Origin of the sequence: Pleurocapsa sp. PCC 7319, from assembly GCF_000332195.1 — a bacterium.
In the GTDB taxonomy this organism is placed as follows: Bacteria; Cyanobacteriota; Cyanobacteriia; order Cyanobacteriales; family Xenococcaceae; genus Waterburya.
The window spans coordinates 4474441-4489981 of sequence record NZ_KB235922.1; the positions used below are offsets into that span (position 1 = coordinate 4474441).

Genomic DNA, 15541 nt, shown 5'->3' on the forward strand with positions numbered 1-15541 from the left:
AAAGTTACGGAAAAAGCTGAACTTTGGTAGACTCCACTATGTATTTCTGCTGGATAACTTGCGGTAGTAATCTGAGTAGAAGTTCCATGCTGTAACTAGATATGTCAATGCAAAAAGTAGAAGAAACACAACTATTTTTCCTGCCATGATGCTTTCCTTGGGAAACGTTAGGAAGTTCAGAATTAAGTTTGAAGTGAGATAAAAAGTTAAGGTTTTTGAACCAATAAGAATAATCGCCTTCTTAGTTAAAATGGAATTGGCTATTTTCAGAGACAATAAACGCCTCATAAAAATCAAAGATAAAAATATAAATATGGATGTAGTCAATAGATCTATTGGTTCTAAGTTCATCGTAGCCTTATATGTGTCAGATGATGCAACAAATAATGCATGTAAAACTAAAATTGGAAGCGATGCCCAAGATAAGATACGTGATTGAGAAGTATTTGAAATCAACTGCTGCTCAATAGATGATATATAAAAACCAATAAAGTAGATAATTATAGCTGGCAGAATCGGATAGGAAATCTGCTTATTACCCAGACCCCAAAAAGTTCCGACAATCTCGCTATGAATTATTGTTTCTGGACTTGGTACGTAAAGCAAAACACAGTAAATACTAAATATCAAAGAAATCAACAGAAAACATAACTGTTTTGACTTCCAATACAAAGCAATAATAACAGGCGAAACTATATAAATAGCGGAAAATGTAACAAGTACCTTAGTGTAAAACTCGTGTCCATAAATAAAATCATATAAGTCAGTAGGTATTGAAGCACCTGTAGACAATCGTAGAAATGTTACATATCCTATGTATACAAGTAATATTTCTAAGCCCTTTCGTAATAATTTTATTGTTGTTTTAACAGCATTATTTTGAAATCTAACTAAATAGATTTTATAAGCCATGTAACCAGCAGTAAAAAAGAAAAAAGAACCAACATTAAATATCTGTTTTTGAACAAAACGAGAAGGAAACTCTAAGATACCTAAATCAAATCGATTACTGAAATGAAGAATAATAGCACTAATAATAATTAAAGCTCTAAGCACGTCAAACTCTTCTTTTCTTCTATTATTCATGTGAAAATATTCTAGCTATATTGTGTTGTGTTATATTCCTCTATTGTGTCTGTTCTAATACTCATGTAATGTATTCTATTGGCTTTCAGGATGCTACTCAGTGACATCAAAGATATTATGTTCTCTATGGAGAGTAAGTCATATTTACCTGATCATCGTGACATATAATATCTCTCGCCTTACTCCACCATCGCCTCTAGCCGTTCAAGAAATGGTGGAACACTTGCGATCGCCAGAACTAGATGGACCTCCACTTTCCGATCCGGGAGAAGAACAGTTGGATTAATTTATCAAAAAGCTAATAGCTAATAGCTAATGGCTAATGGCTAATGGCTAATAGCTGGGGCAAAGCCCCCTTATGGATAAGTAAAAAGTTTACGTGTTTTTAACCTCTGGATGTTGATGAGAAAAACTCGTGACCAAGCTGGCTCATAGATATTTGATTTTACATAAAATTGTGAAAAAACCTGATAAATGGGAACTATATTGATTAAGTGACCCACAAATGAGGAGGTATAAAGTGTCAGGGAGCTGGATAAAATCATTTATATCAGTATATTTGGGTATATTGGTCTGGGAGTTTTCAGGGTTATCGGCTAAAGCAGTTTCTCCCCCTACCATAGACCGAACCGAAGAATGTGAATTATTAGTAATTGGTGGCGGTTTATCAGGAGTGGCTGCTAGTTACGAGGCATTGCTAGCTGGAAAAACAGTCTGTATGACCGAAATTACTGACTGGGTAGGAGGACAGATTTCTGCTCAAGGTACTTCAGCATTAGATGAAAGAACTACACAACGCTCTCGTCTTTTCTTTCCTCGAGGTTATCTAGAATTTAGAGAACGGATCGCCAAATATTACGATCAACTTAATCCTGGTGATTGTTGGGTAAGTGAGTCCTGTTTTTTACCCAAAGATGCAAACGAGCTGATGTGGCAACAGCTTAAAGATGCTGAAGCTAAAGGACAGGGGACTTTGAAATGGTTTCCCACCACTGTAGTTAAAGATTTAGAAGTCCAAACTATTCCCGGTGAAGGAACAGGTAAACAAATTACTAGTGTCGTAGCGATTCAACATAGTCCTCAGAATGAAAACTTACCTCTAAATACCTTACCGTTATCTAGCACAATTGAAGATGCTTATACTTACGAAGACTCCAAAGTATTTAGTAAAGAAACAATTCAGTTTGTTCCTCAAGCAAAGTCAGATAAGACTGCGGACTGGTATGTGATCGAAGCTACTGAAACAGGAGAAATAGTTGGTCTAGCAGATGTTCCTTATCGTCTGGGAGTCGATCCTCGTTCCGCCTTTGAACCTTCTTCTTCTAGCCTGACAGGAGATCCTTATTGTACCCAAGGGTTTACCTATACCTTTGCTATGGAGGCAACTGAAGAAGCCCAAGAGCATCAGTTGCCTGATTTTTATAGTCAACACCAAAACTATTACAGTTATGAACTCGAAAGATTAGCCGATTTCGGCTTAGTCTTCACCTACCGTCGTATTTGGAGTCCTAAAAGAGGAGAATTAGAAAAATTTGGCGGAATCGAGTTTACAGCACCTACTCCTGGGGATATCTCGATGCAGAATTGGACTTGGGGCAATGATTATCGTCCAGGAACAGCCCAAGACAATTTAATTTATACTCGCGAACAACTAGAAGAATTAGGTCAACTTAACCCTGGGGGTTGGCTAGGGGGATTACGCACCGAAACTTTAAGTAAAGGCGAAGATCATGCTCTAGGTTATTTTTATTGGCTAGTCAAGGGCACAACGGATTCTCAGTTAGGAGATGACGTTAAAAAACCCCATCCCAATCACCGTTTATTAACAGGATTAGATTCTCCGATGGGTACAGCCCATGGTTTATCTAAATATCCTTATATTAGAGAGGGCAGGAGAATTATTGGCAGGGTTTACCCTGGCTATTCTCAGGGATTCACAGTAACTGAAATTGATATTTCTCGTGCTGACTATCGAGATGAGCATTATAGCGAAAGTCTTAGCCCGACTACCTATCGTCAATTATGGAAAGTGGTAGATGGGATAGATGCTATAAGTAATAAAAATATGAATCTTGAAGAGATTAAAAGACGAACTCGTTCTACTATTTATCCTGATTCTGTAGGAATTGGTCATTACGCGATCGATTTTCATCCCTGTATGAATGAAAGCCCTCCAGAGAAAGCAGGTAATACTGAACGAGAAGGAGAAAGACAGGGCGGAGGACAAGCTTATCCTTTTCAAATTCCTCTAAGGGCAATGATTCCTCAAGACCTTGATAATTTAATAGTGACGGGTAAAAGTATTGCTACTAGTCATATTGCTGCTGCTGCTTATCGAGTACATTCTTTTGAGTGGTCTTCGGGTGCTGCTGCTGGTGTTGCGGCAAGCTTCAGTTTAGATGAAGAAATTATGCCCTACCAGTTAATAGACGAATCATTTTTGAAAGAGACAAAGTTGCAATTATTGAAAAAAAAGCTGGATCAAAGTGGCAATCCCACAGCATTTCCTAATACTTCAATTTTTAATCAGGATTGGGAGGATTGGCAATAAAATTTTGTTAGCCGATTAACTTTATTAGCGATCGCCATTTATCAAAAAGTTTTTAGCTTTTAGCTTCTTGGCGCATTCGCTCGCGGCACGGGAACCAACAAGACCGCGATGTCAACAATGTTGTGGAATAAATACTGCTTGGTATATCTATCAGTGGTGTGTGCGGGGAGAGCAATCCCTTTGATGTGGATGGGATTGGAACACAAAAGTGCTTCAGTTGCTTTTGAGAAATATCAACCACTACTCGAAAGAGCCAAAGAGAAACTCAAAGAGTTTCCTGATGTGATGTTGTTAGTGGGACTTAGACAAAAAATGATGGCAAAAAGGGGGGAAAGCCTTATATATCAATATTTTTAGGTCAAAAATACCTAAACCCTGAATATAACTAGGTTTGAGGCGAGTTTACCTCGTTCGAGGTAAACTCGTTGTCTGGCAAGGCTTTCCTCCCTTTTTAGCCCGAAAAAATGTCTAAGTCCCGTTAGCAGACAGAGGATTTGCCAATCACGATCTGGTGAGGTGGCTAAAGCAGAGTCCTTGGCACTGGGGCGTTCGCCTTCCGTCAGATACAACAATTTATGGAGTGCGTCGTCGGGGTTTTGGTTACGGAATCCGTGAGCTTTATCCTGCCAAAGGAGAAGCCAGGTTTTACCACCATGTCAGACTTTGGTCAGATGGCAAACTTGAGTGCCATCTAGCATTAGCATCCGTGCATGGTCTTCAAGAACAGTGGGGGATTATTACCGACGAACCTCCCACTCTAGAAACCTTTTGGCAGTATGGTTTACGTTTTCGCATTGAGCAACTATTCCTCGATAGTATAGTCATTCTAAATAATTTCCGTATGATTTAACGATGTCATCCAAGGAAGTACCAGGAGCGGAATAAATACGTCTTTTTTTGAGGATGCCCTAAAGGATTAGCTTCGCGTCGCAAAGTCTTGTTCGATACGATTAAAATCAGGTGAATAGGGTGGTAAAAACAAAACTTTGTGACCCGCTTGTTCGGCAATGCGAAACACATCATCCTTGCGATGAAATGCCGCATTATCAAGAATTAGAGTGGAGTTTGGTTTCAATTCGGGAATTAGATGCTCTTCGAGCCATTGATTAAACCATAAAGCACCATTTACTTCCTTTAAAAAGAACTGGTGCTAACAACTCTTTGCCTCTTTTGCCAGCTATCAGACTTGTTCTTGTTCCTCTTTTACCATTGCGATTGGCGAAGCCACTGCCCTTCGGGCAATCGCCGTAAGTTTTTTGTCCTCGTTTTGACCAGCCATAAGGACGATAGACATATTCTTCAAAGCCTGATTCATCCAAGTAAACTAAATTGCTTGATCCGTCAAGAATGACAATTTTACGTAAATTTCTCAGAAAGCTGATTCGCTCACTATGCTTACGTTCAGTGTATTTCAGCGTTTTTTTTACGAGTTAACTTCATTTGCTTCTGGGCATACCCAATAGCACTCGTATGCACTCCAAAATATTGCGCCCTTTCTCTTAACAAAGCATCTGGATTTTCTTGAATATGTTGGGCAATTGCTAGAGAGTCTAGTTTTCGCTTTCTTCCAAGTTGTGGTGCTGGAGTCAAATTCTTTCTTCGACACCAATCATTCACACACCATAGACTTACCTCATATCTTCTTGATGCTTCGGCTTTGGAGCCTCCAGCCGCTACAAAGTCCACTACCCGCTTTCGCAAATCTACACTATAAGTCATCTAACCTGATTGATTTCTCATCTAGCTTATATTATTTCATATGTTTCCTATTTAGAATGACTATAAATCGGGGGTTTTCGATTTAGCTGACTTTTCACGGCATCTTTTGGAGGAAATATAAGTTGTGTAACAATATTCGCTAACAATTACTCATTTAGAGAAATCTGCGCTCTCGATAGAGCAAAATAATTGAGCCGATTGTAAGTTATGAATGAATCAGACCAAAAATTCAATAACGGAAAAATGCGACTTTGGAGATCAACGTTTAACCAAAAGGGCGATGTTCATCGAATCAAGATTATCGTTAAAATATGGCAAGCCACTCTCAGAGATTTTTGAGAGAGCAAGTGACCTGAAAAGAGCTTATGAATTCTTTGCCAATCCGAAAACTAGCTTAAGCAGTGTGTGCCAACCCTATCATCTTCAAACAGCAGCTCAGATTAAAGCACTCCCCATCGTATTAGCAGTGGGAGATACAACCTATCTCGATTACAAAAAAATCCTCGACAAAAGAGCCGAATATGGACCGATTGGCAATGGGGGAAATGGACTAATTCTACATAGCACCTTAGCCCTTGATGCCGACAATGGACAACCAATAGGATTACTAACAGAAAAACTGTGGCATCGAGAGCATGAAGAAAAAGGGGAAAATCTAACGAAGAAACAGAGGAAGAAAAAACAAGCAGAAGCCAGAAAACGCCCAATTGAAGAGAAAGAATCTTATAAATGGATAGAAGCTCTCAAAGAAGTCGAAAAACTCTTAAAAATCTCCGTTCCAGAGCCTACAAGGCCCAAAATTATCCATGTATTTGACCGAGAAGGGGACATTGCGGAAGTCTTTGCTCAAGTCAGTAAAACCTCAAATACAGGGTTAGTAGTAAGAGCAGCACATAATCGAGCACTTGAGGGAGAAAACAGTTATCTATGGTCATGGCTACCATCCCAACCGATCAAGATGGAAGTAGCGATAGAACTAGCCAAAACCAAACAGAGGACAGAGCGAATCGCAGTTTTGGCAATTAGATATGCACCTATTAAACTTCGTAGTCCCGCCAGAATTAAAGAACCAGAATCTTTTGAAGTTTATGGGGTTTATGCCGTAGAAATTGACCCCCCAGAGGGCTGTGAACGCGTAGAATGGATGATCTTGACTACAGAACCCGTTACAAATGAGGAACAGGCACAAACCATTTTACGGTGGTACACTTACCGTTGGCGAATTGAAGAATATCATAAAATTCTCAAGTCAGGATGTAAGGCGGAAAGCTATCGTCTATCTGGAAATAGTATGCAGGTATTATTAGGATTTTTAACAAATATTGCGGCACAATTGTTAAAAATGACTTATTTAAATCGAACCGAACCAGAAGCACCGGCATCTTCGGTTTTAAATGAGGTACAACTTGAGGTTTTAGCTGCCAAAGGAAGAAAATCAGTCCCCGTAGTAGATTTGACGGTAGCCTGGGCGATGCAAGCTGTAGCTCGTTTGGGCGGTTACTTGAGTCATCGAAAGAAAAGTAATATTGGTATTACCGTTTTATGGCGCGGATTTTTAGAATTGCAATCTTTGTGTGAAGGATGGCAATTACGCTCCCATTTTAAAGTTTAGGAGGGAGTTGATTGCTACGAGGTGCGGGAGTAGGATAAGGATTTGGTTAGCGAACTTTATTACATAATGAATTAGGACTTTTTCTGGTCTTAACTATGCCCAATGCCCGTCAACAGAAGGATGTAGCCAGTCGTCTAGATGAACTTAAACATCTTCTCAAACAACTCCAACAAGATATTGAAGACATCCGCTCTGAAGGAGAAATTGCTCCGTCTGGTTGTTGGATTGTCCGTTACCAAGCCAAAGGACAAAAGGGGGGTCGTTATTGGTATTACAAATGGATGTCCCATGAACCGATTTTTGTCACCAAAAATGGGACTCCATCTCGTCATCGATATTTAGGCAAAGCTGGAAGTAAAGATTATTTGAACGCGGTTGAAGCTCTATCTCGTCGTGGCCGAATTGAAGCATTGGAGCGAGGGATGAGTACACTTTCAATGGGGTTGGAGGATTTGGTAGAGGAAGCATCAAGATTCAGCAAAGGTTAGCGAACATTGTTACCTAACTTATACTCTTTTCCAAAGATGCCGTGAAAAGTCAGTTCGATTTAGAAGGGTCACGGGTGCGTGATGTTCAAGGTCTTGAGCATTTATATTTGGCAGTGGCTATTGCTATCCTTTTTGCTACTCTCACTGGCATGGCGGTACAAAAGGCGGGTTTTCGCCGTCAAGTTGACGCTCATTGGAAACGGGGCTTGATTTTTTAAAAATGGGCTTGCGCTGGCTTAAAGGCTCTATTCATAAAGCTCGTCCTTTTTTGAGACTCGATTCTTTGCTCTATCACGATCCAACTCCTTGCTTTGCTTCGGCTAAAGCTCGTGATACTTTCTATCGGCAGTTTCCTTTTTCTTCTGTTCAAGACTTCTACTGCTCTTTCTGAACTCCTTCTGAAGATGTGTCAGTCAGTCAGGCTCGATCCTGCTACCAAGTCAGCTTCCATCTCAACAGCAATTTCCGCCAACTCCCGCCCCTGTTGACGATTTTTGACTCTTTGTTTTATAACTCAATAGGCGGATTCCACGGTTCTGGTCGCATGGGCAGATTCTGGTTCTGTTGATGGAAAGCTTATTTTACTGCTCATTTTAACCGCTCCCAAAATTTGTGGTGTCGAACAATAATTCGCAAGCAACAATCGCGAATTGTCTTCAGTCTTTTTACAAGTTATTTAAGTTGCTCAACAGTAAACCAGCCTTAGTTTTTGATTACTGAATCGGTGTTCTAGCCAAAAAGAAACTGCTTTCCCCGGTAATTTAGTCATGATATTTGAAGAGTAAAATCTTTCAGTATTGATATTGTTAATTTAAACAATTTGTCAAATCAAAACCTATCTATTATAAGATTTATTTTCTGATTTTTTTGCAATAAAAATATTGTTTTTTTAGTACAAATACTTATGATAATTATTCACTTTGATTGAAATATTTTCGAATTTTAAACTAATCTATCTTGAGAGAGAAAGTCAACTATTTTTCTTAAATAAAACTTACTTATGTTAAGAATAATATTAATATCATTTCCGATCTCTGAAATAATTATTTAGTACAATTTAGCTAATAAAACACTATTGTAAATTGAATCAAGTTTTGGCTCTTTCGTACCAAATCATTAAAGGAGCGGCAGTCACACCATGAACGACGATTGATAACACCACTACTGTAAAAGTAATCCAAGAGAGCTGTTCAGCTGTTTCTCCTGTTATTCCTTTACCTAAAGCATAAGTTAGATAGTAGATCGAACCTAAGCCTTTAATACCAAACCATCCCATTAAACTGCGACGTTTTTTAATTAAATTCATTCCTAATGTCGCTAACCAAACTCCTACAGGACGAATTACCAGGAATAATAGTACTGCAACTAACAAGGACTGTCCCGCATATTTGAGCATCGGCTCAATTAATAAAATTGTACCTAGAATAATTATCGCCGTTATTTCTAAGAGCTTCTCAATCTGTTCGACAAATTCTAATTGTGCTAATCTTTTATCCTGTTGGCGATAACTACGCTGTACTACTAAGCCCGCGATAAATACTGCTAAAAAACCATAACCATTGACCAGTTCTGTTAGAGCGTAAGTTAACAAAATAATACTCAATGCTACAAAATCTTCCATCAAATCGTCTGCCGAACGACGTTTCTGTAAAGTGCGATCAATCCAGGCTATAGTTTTGGCCACGACAATACCCATAACAATAGCCGACGCGATCGCCCAAATTAAATCGATGCCGACCCACTGCTTAAACCAGTTATCCCAGTTCGGATCTTTAAAAGCATAAATACCAAAATAGACAAAAGGAAAAGCTAGAGAATCATTAAGACCACCTTCAGAAGTCAAAGCAAAACGTAACTCGTCTTCATCTTCTACGTGAGTAAGCTGTACTGCTGAAGCTAAAACGGGGTCTGTAGGGGCAAGAATCGCACCCAATAGCACTGCTGCCCCCCAACCCATACCTAAAAGATAATGGGAGATCGCTGCTAAAGCAAAAATAGATATGGGCATCAATAAGCCAATCAGTCTAATTGTAGATTGCCATTCCCCAACTCTGAGAGGACGGTTAATTTGTAGTCCGCAACCAAATACAGAAACGATAACCACAAATTCAGTCAATTTTTCTAAGAATTGGGTGTCTGGTCTAATGCTAATCAAGCCCAAACCATTAGAACCAACTAAAATTCCAACTACTAAATAAATTAGGGCATAAGAAAGAGGTAGACGATTAATCCATCCCGAACCTAAAGTTACTCCCAATAACAATAGGCCAATTAATAACAGATTTATAATATACGTATCCATTAAGTTATTAAATAAAACTGTCTTAATTTATCGCTATCTTAAAAGAAATCAAATCATTCAAAAGTTATACTTCTGACGAGATCAAATAACCTCAGCATTAAAGTTTAAATTATGAGGAATTTATTAGAAACTAAAATCATAATTTTATTCATTTAGATTCCCTAATTTGCAACTGTAATTTGATTTTAAAAATAATACGTTTGATGTCAATTATAAATGCCGCGGGGAACCCACGGCTACAGTCCCTCCGGAGGACAGAAGTTAATTTCACGAATGATTTAGATTGTTATATTAAACACATAATTTAAGTTGACTCAAATAATTTATTGCCACACTTAATACAAAATTTGCCATTTATAGGATTATCATGATTACAAATGCTACAAATATTCTGATTTTCGACTGTATTTGAAAGTTGAGCTACATTCTGCTCAATATTTTCAGAATCATCCTGGATTCTTGTGTTAATCTGAGCGAATGATTGTGGAGTTTGTCTGAAAGTTAAGGAAGCGGTTTCACTAGATACTTGGTTTTTGTGGGCAAGATGTTCCTTCAACATGTGGTGATAAAAAATGTAGCCACTACCAACCTTTTTCAATATTTGACGCTCAGCAGCATAATCGAGGAAACGAGCGTAATTCCAAGGCATACGATCTTGATGGTAAAGAATTAAGCGCAGGTTAAAGTGTTGGATGCAACTAACTCCACCGACGAGCAACCCAACAAGACCTCCAAGACTGAAACCTTCTTTCAACCCAAAACTGAGACCTTCCCTCAAGCCAAAACTCATCCCAAAAATCAGTCCGATAATCAGCCCGACAATCAGCCCAAAAATAATGGCATTCTTGGCAGAATTCCAAATTCCCTGATTAGGAATAGTTTTTTGTTCGACTTCTTCACTACCCAATCCACTTCTGAGTCCAAATATTAGTCCGCAAATTAATCCGCAAATTAATCCAAATATTAATCCCTCTTTAATACCAAAAAAAAGTCCAAAACTCAGCCCGTCGCTAAGTCCAAAAATTAAGCCAAAAAATAGCCCAAAAATTAAGCCAAAGGATACTTCATCCATAATCCTAGACTGAGCTCTTTGCCATGACCAACTCATTTGCTCAAAAAAGGTGATTTTTGTCGATAATCCGGTAATTACGCCGCCAAAAATTCCGAGAATTAACCCCGGTATCCAGCCGAAACTTAAGCTAAGACACAGAGTAAAACATAGCCATCCCAATAGAAAATTACTAATTTGATAGCTTAATTTTTCATCTTGACTTTGAAGCAAGCTAGGTTGCATTTTCTCGATTAAAAATACTGTTTGTGATTGATGGACCATTGTTTGGGCTAACCAACTAAGCCACTGTATTACTTTGTTCTGAGGATATTTTGCCGAATCAGAATGCCATAATCTTCCCGATCTAATGAGTAGCATTCGCTTGATATAAGTATCAAATAAATGTTGTTGGCGATTTTTGGTTGAACGCAACTGCTTAATTAAATCTTTTGCTGACCAATCTTGATAAGCCCTAGTCATTAAATTGAGGTTTAGAGGAAGTTGGGCAAATTTTTCCAGTTCTTGATCCTCTGGCAAGAGTTTCTTTAAGCCTGTCAGTGAAGTACCTGCTGTGGTAACAACATCAGAAACTTGTTGCTTTGAAAGGGTCTGAATACTAATAGCACTACTAAGTCGTAAGCGTTCAGTCAGGGCTTCATAGTCTTTAAACCGACTAGAAATGACGATTTCGGTATTATTATAAGTTGCGATAAATTTATTCAAATCCCGAACACAAGCATTGCGCAGTTCTTTGGTTTGTTTTTCATCATCTAATCCTGTCCCTATTTCATCTAACCCATCCAGCAGTAAAATCAATTGCTCCTGTTCCATCCAAGATTTACTCAAGGTCTTGGGAACTTGATATATTTCTTTTAGTTTTTCGATTAACCATTGTTCCATCGATTGTTCCTTTTGCCCCCAAGAAGATATGTTGAAGATTACAGGAATTGGCTTGGTTAAATCTTGTTCCGTCTGGTAGACCAAACGTTTGGCTAATTCTAATAGAGTAAAAGTTTTGCCCGAACCTAATTCTCCCAAAATTAAGAGAATTTTGCCTTGAGCTGTTTGATTCAAGATATCTGTTGATTGTAGTTCTTCAAAAGACTTGTCCAGTTCTGCCGGTATTTCTCCAATCCCATCAAAGTTAGAAAGTACTGCATAGGAACTAGTTTTCCAATCGAAGTCTACAGCAGAATTAGCTAATGAAGCAGACGGAAAAAAATTTTCGATCCAGAATTGTCGGACTTTATTTAATAGAATTTTACGCTGACTACGTTCTTCCTCGGTTATAGCTTCGCGAATAACATTAGCTTGTCCAAAATTATCCCAAGTTCCCCTGACTTTGGCTCGATATCGCTTATAACGATTTTCTTTTTTAAGTGCTTCGATCAGCTTCGAGGGAAAATTGGACTGTGTGGATGAGTCTGGAGCGTCATTGCCAACAGTCGAGGTCAATTCCTCTGGGAAGAGATTAAGATTTTGATTCTGCTTCAGAACTGGTTTTAAATGGTTGGGAATGAAAACTTGCTCAATGGCATCTAAAGCCTCAAAATTACGGCTGACTCCAGAACGACGTGTACGTGAAGTATTGGCCTTGGCAATCTGAATTTGAATCGCATTGCGACCGAACATGTAAGACTCCTCAATTGATTTTCCCCAGCCTAAAGCTCGATAAAATCCGATCGCAAAATCGAGAGCTGCATTATCTCTAATCTCCTGACTAATACCGATCACATATTTGATATGTTGAGCGATCGCATTAGCTATAACTTCGTTATAACAACCATCTAGTAAAACGCACTCAACCTTCTTCTCAAGAGAATCAAATAAATTAGATAAAGTATCTGGATTAACGACTTGTTCCTCGCCAGAACTATTCTGGAGTATCAAATCATGCTCCTCGGTTCCCAATCCGCAAAAGTGAACAATTCTGGGTTCATGCTCTAGAAATACATCGTGTAACTCTTCTGGAGGTACAGCCAACCCAAACTGGGTCTCGAATTGCGACCGGTTTATAGAGCGTTTGATGACATTAATCAAGTCTTTGGTTTCTCGGTTTAACTTAAGATCATGCCTGGGATTTGTGGTTAAAATCAAAATTTGCTTCATTTAGATACTTGACTTCTCGACTAAAATTTGTATTTCTTGAGTAGCCCACTTTGCTTCAGGATCGGATTCATAAAACATAGCACGAGTCATCATAAGGAAAATTATCTTCAAAGGTTTTATACGGGAGCATCCCACTTTTTCTATTAGGTAATTATACTTATTGTCAAAACGACCTTATTATTTCAGAAAATTATTTGCAAAAAATAAACTTGGAAAATGATGATATTTTGACTCAATAATATCTCTGAAGAAATAGCCCTCCCAAAATATTTAAAATTTAAAGAAGGACTAATCTAAAAACTAACGTTTAACAGTTAGTCGTATCTCTTGGGTTGCCCAATCAGCATTAGGATTTGGTTTTGTTTTGGCTTTTCTAGTTATTACTGGAGGCTCGTCAATATCAGCTCCGATAGTAGATAAAAGATCGTTGAGAGGATTAATAGTTATTGTTTCACCTCTTGTTCTCATTTGCTCTGCTTGTTGTTCGAGTTCTCTATTAAGATTGCCTTTTGACTGCATATCTTTATCCAAAGAAGGAAGAAGCAACCATTGAAAATTGGCAACTCCTTTAGTGGCAAAAACCTTCAGAGTTTCCTTGGCTTCTTCGTAACCTACTCTTTCTGGTAATTCAAATTCAAGTTCAATATCAGGGATTTGTTGATCGCGATCCAGTTGGAAAAAAGAAGCTTCAATATTTTGAATTGGAAGTTGGGAAATTTCCCAAGTTGGCTCTAAATCTAAGATAGCAACATTAAGAGCTTGAGGAAAAGTATTTCTCAGTCGTAAAAATACTGTTTCTCCTTGTTTCAGTTCAATGTTATTCGGATCGGCAAAAGCTTGCTTGTTGCGATCTAAAAGCTCAAATTCTAAATACTCAGTTATTTTCGAGGCAGAATTCTCCAAAGCTTGCACGGATTGGTATTTAGCCAAATGAACTAAGCGATCGCACACTTTTTGCGGAGCGTCTGGATCTTCTATGCTTAAAGCTGGACGTAAGTTTTCGAGGGGCATTCCTATACAAATTTCATACGTGCTATCTCTGGCAACAGCCACCTGAAAGTGTCCTTCTTCTCCATCCTTGACTTCCACTACCCAACCATTACCTTTTAAGGCTTGACGTACTTTTTCTAAGGCTACTGTTTGTTTATCTACTAAATTTGTGGGTAAATCTTGTTCTTTATCTCCTGCCTGTTTGTTAGCAAATAAACGCACTTTCCGAATCAAATCTACAGGTGCAGCAACCATTACTGCTGAAGCACCAGGTTCGATTTTACCTTTAACCTCAATTCCTCCTGCTGCGGCATCTAAAATTTTGGCGGATGACTTATCCGCTTCAATATCGTCCGTCAGTTCGGCGATCGCAATTTGTTGGGTTTTATCAGAAAAGTCGCTCACATCAACGGGATAAATCGCAAAGCGAGTACCACTACTTAAACCTGCTACCAAGCCTGCATCCAGGGTAATTTCTTGACTATCTTGAGCCACCTTAATTACTGTTACGGTATAGGGTTTATATTCTCGTCGATCTCCAAATACCAGGCGATCACCATCCCCAATCAACATGGGTAATTGTTGAGGAAACTTACTCTGAATCATGCCCTTAATCCTACTGTAGAGCGATTTATAGGTTAAGACAGAAGTACTGCTAGTTAGGGTATCCATCATCCAATAAGTCAATGCACCATTGCGTTGTCCGCCATTCACTGCATACTCATAGGCATATTCTGTAGGACGACAGGCAGCTATGAATATATAATCCTTATTTGGTAGCCAGCCACCAGAGAGATCGGGATCGACTTGAGTTAGAATGCGCCAGTTATCCAATAACTCTTGTCGTTCGGCAACCAAACTATCTTGGTTTCTAGCTGTACTGTCTACCAAATTATTTTCATTACCTCGAATGGCACAATCACCTCTGGTAGCTCCCCCAGAATGACAACTGTCAAAAATCACCGTCACAATACATCCTTTATCATTGAGACGTTTGAGCAAAGTAGCCATCTCTACATCTCGCAGGTAGCGACCATCGGCATTGCCAATATCCATCGGCACAATCCCTTCGTCTTGTCGATGTTTCCCCTCTAGTTCGGGATAAATAGTTACTGCACGTCCACCATGTCCAGAGTAGTGAATGTATACTTGCTCTCCAGGATTAGCAACCGCAGTTATTTCTGCAAAAGCATTAACAATATTGGCATAGGTAGGGAGTATATTTCCTTGAGCAGCTCTAAATGCCGATAACTCATTGCTTTCTTCAACCGGAGCCGTAAGTTTCCAGATCTGTTCGGAAGGAACTCCCAGGGTATCCCGAAGATAGCTATCTACAAGATCTATATCCCGTACACATCCCCCCAAATTTTTATATAGTTGAGGGTAAGTCTGGATCGACTCGTAGTAGTTAATTCCAATTAGCAAAGCATAAAGTTTGGATTCATTTATGTTTGTCATGATGTGAATCTATTATTGTTTATCAAAATAAACTATTAGCAAATAACTTCTTAGATGGCTAATGGCTAATGGCTAATGGCTAATGGCTAATGGCTAATGGCTAATGGCTAATGGCTAATGGCTTTTTGATCTATTTGAACTTGAAAGGTTAAGAGCCTATAGCTAAGAGTCAAGC

At 38.8% G+C, this 15541-nt stretch carries 11 protein-coding genes and 1 pseudogene; 7 read left to right on the top strand and 5 right to left on the bottom strand.

Features of this window, described 5'->3' with window-relative positions:
• Window positions 1–36 precede the first annotated feature (36 nt).
• Window positions 37–1086 (bottom strand): acyltransferase family protein, encoded by a 1050-nt coding sequence (locus PLEUR7319_RS0124480; protein WP_019507866.1) that lies wholly within the window; start codon window positions 1084–1086, stop codon window positions 37–39.
• Between the two features lie 157 nt (window positions 1087–1243).
• Here PLEUR7319_RS0124480 and PLEUR7319_RS43200 point away from each other — a divergent pair, with 157 nt between their 5' ends.
• The 4 genes from PLEUR7319_RS43200 (at window position 1244) to PLEUR7319_RS36575 (ending at window position 4487) form a co-directional block, all read left to right on the top strand.
• Entirely contained in the window at window positions 1244–1372 is a 129-nt protein-coding gene (locus tag PLEUR7319_RS43200; protein ID WP_256380648.1) for a hypothetical protein, read from the top strand.
• Window positions 1373–1591: 219 nt separating this feature from the next.
• The gene (locus PLEUR7319_RS0124485) at window positions 1592–3637 is read left to right on the top strand and encodes an FAD-dependent oxidoreductase (protein WP_051044465.1); all 2046 of its coding nucleotides are present in this window, start codon (window positions 1592–1594) and stop codon (window positions 3635–3637) included.
• Window positions 3638–3775: 138 nt separating this feature from the next.
• Window positions 3776–3994 carry a hypothetical protein gene (locus tag PLEUR7319_RS39650; protein WP_192816073.1) on the top strand — a complete coding sequence of 73 codons (219 nt, stop codon included), beginning with the start codon at window positions 3776–3778 and terminating at the stop codon, window positions 3992–3994.
• Between the two features lie 154 nt (window positions 3995–4148).
• Complete coding sequence (locus PLEUR7319_RS36575; RefSeq protein ID WP_019507869.1) at window positions 4149–4487, top strand: hypothetical protein; 339 nt, start codon at window positions 4149–4151, stop codon at window positions 4485–4487.
• On the opposite strand, the pseudogene PLEUR7319_RS43650 reads toward PLEUR7319_RS36575, so the two are convergent.
• Window positions 4459–5356, bottom strand: a pseudogene (locus PLEUR7319_RS43650) (IS630 family transposase). The gene PLEUR7319_RS36575 and the pseudogene PLEUR7319_RS43650 sit on opposite strands and share 29 nt — an antisense overlap.
• Window positions 5357–5567: 211 nt before the next feature.
• On the opposite strand from PLEUR7319_RS43650, the gene PLEUR7319_RS0124505 reads away from it, so the two are divergent.
• From PLEUR7319_RS0124505 to PLEUR7319_RS42860, 3 genes are all read left to right on the top strand, one after another.
• Window positions 5568–6968 (top strand): IS4 family transposase, encoded by a 1401-nt coding sequence (locus PLEUR7319_RS0124505; RefSeq protein ID WP_019503395.1) that lies wholly within the window; start codon window positions 5568–5570, stop codon window positions 6966–6968.
• 95 nt (window positions 6969–7063) lie between these two features.
• Window positions 7064–7456 carry a hypothetical protein gene (locus PLEUR7319_RS0124510; RefSeq protein ID WP_019503396.1) on the top strand — a complete coding sequence of 131 codons (393 nt, stop codon included), beginning with the start codon at window positions 7064–7066 and terminating at the stop codon, window positions 7454–7456.
• 41 nt (window positions 7457–7497) lie between these two features.
• A complete protein-coding gene (locus PLEUR7319_RS42860; RefSeq protein WP_237743615.1) occupies window positions 7498–7674 on the top strand; it encodes a hypothetical protein in 177 nt (58 codons plus the stop codon).
• An 869-nt stretch (window positions 7675–8543) separates the two neighbouring features.
• Here the strand turns inward: PLEUR7319_RS42860 and PLEUR7319_RS0124520 are convergent.
• The 3 genes from PLEUR7319_RS0124520 to PLEUR7319_RS0124530 form a co-directional block, all read right to left on the bottom strand.
• Window positions 8544–9758, bottom strand: a complete 1215-nt coding sequence (locus PLEUR7319_RS0124520; RefSeq protein WP_019507872.1) for a sodium:proton antiporter — start codon at window positions 9756–9758, stop codon at window positions 8544–8546.
• A 304-nt stretch (window positions 9759–10062) separates the two neighbouring features.
• Entirely contained in the window at window positions 10063–12918 is a 2856-nt protein-coding gene (locus tag PLEUR7319_RS0124525; RefSeq protein ID WP_019507873.1) for an NACHT domain-containing protein, read from the bottom strand.
• Between the two features lie 300 nt (window positions 12919–13218).
• Window positions 13219–15366: a caspase family protein gene (locus PLEUR7319_RS0124530; RefSeq protein ID WP_019507875.1), complete on the bottom strand. Its 2148-nt coding sequence runs from the start codon at window positions 15364–15366 to the stop codon at window positions 13219–13221.
• Window positions 15367–15541 lie beyond the last annotated feature (175 nt).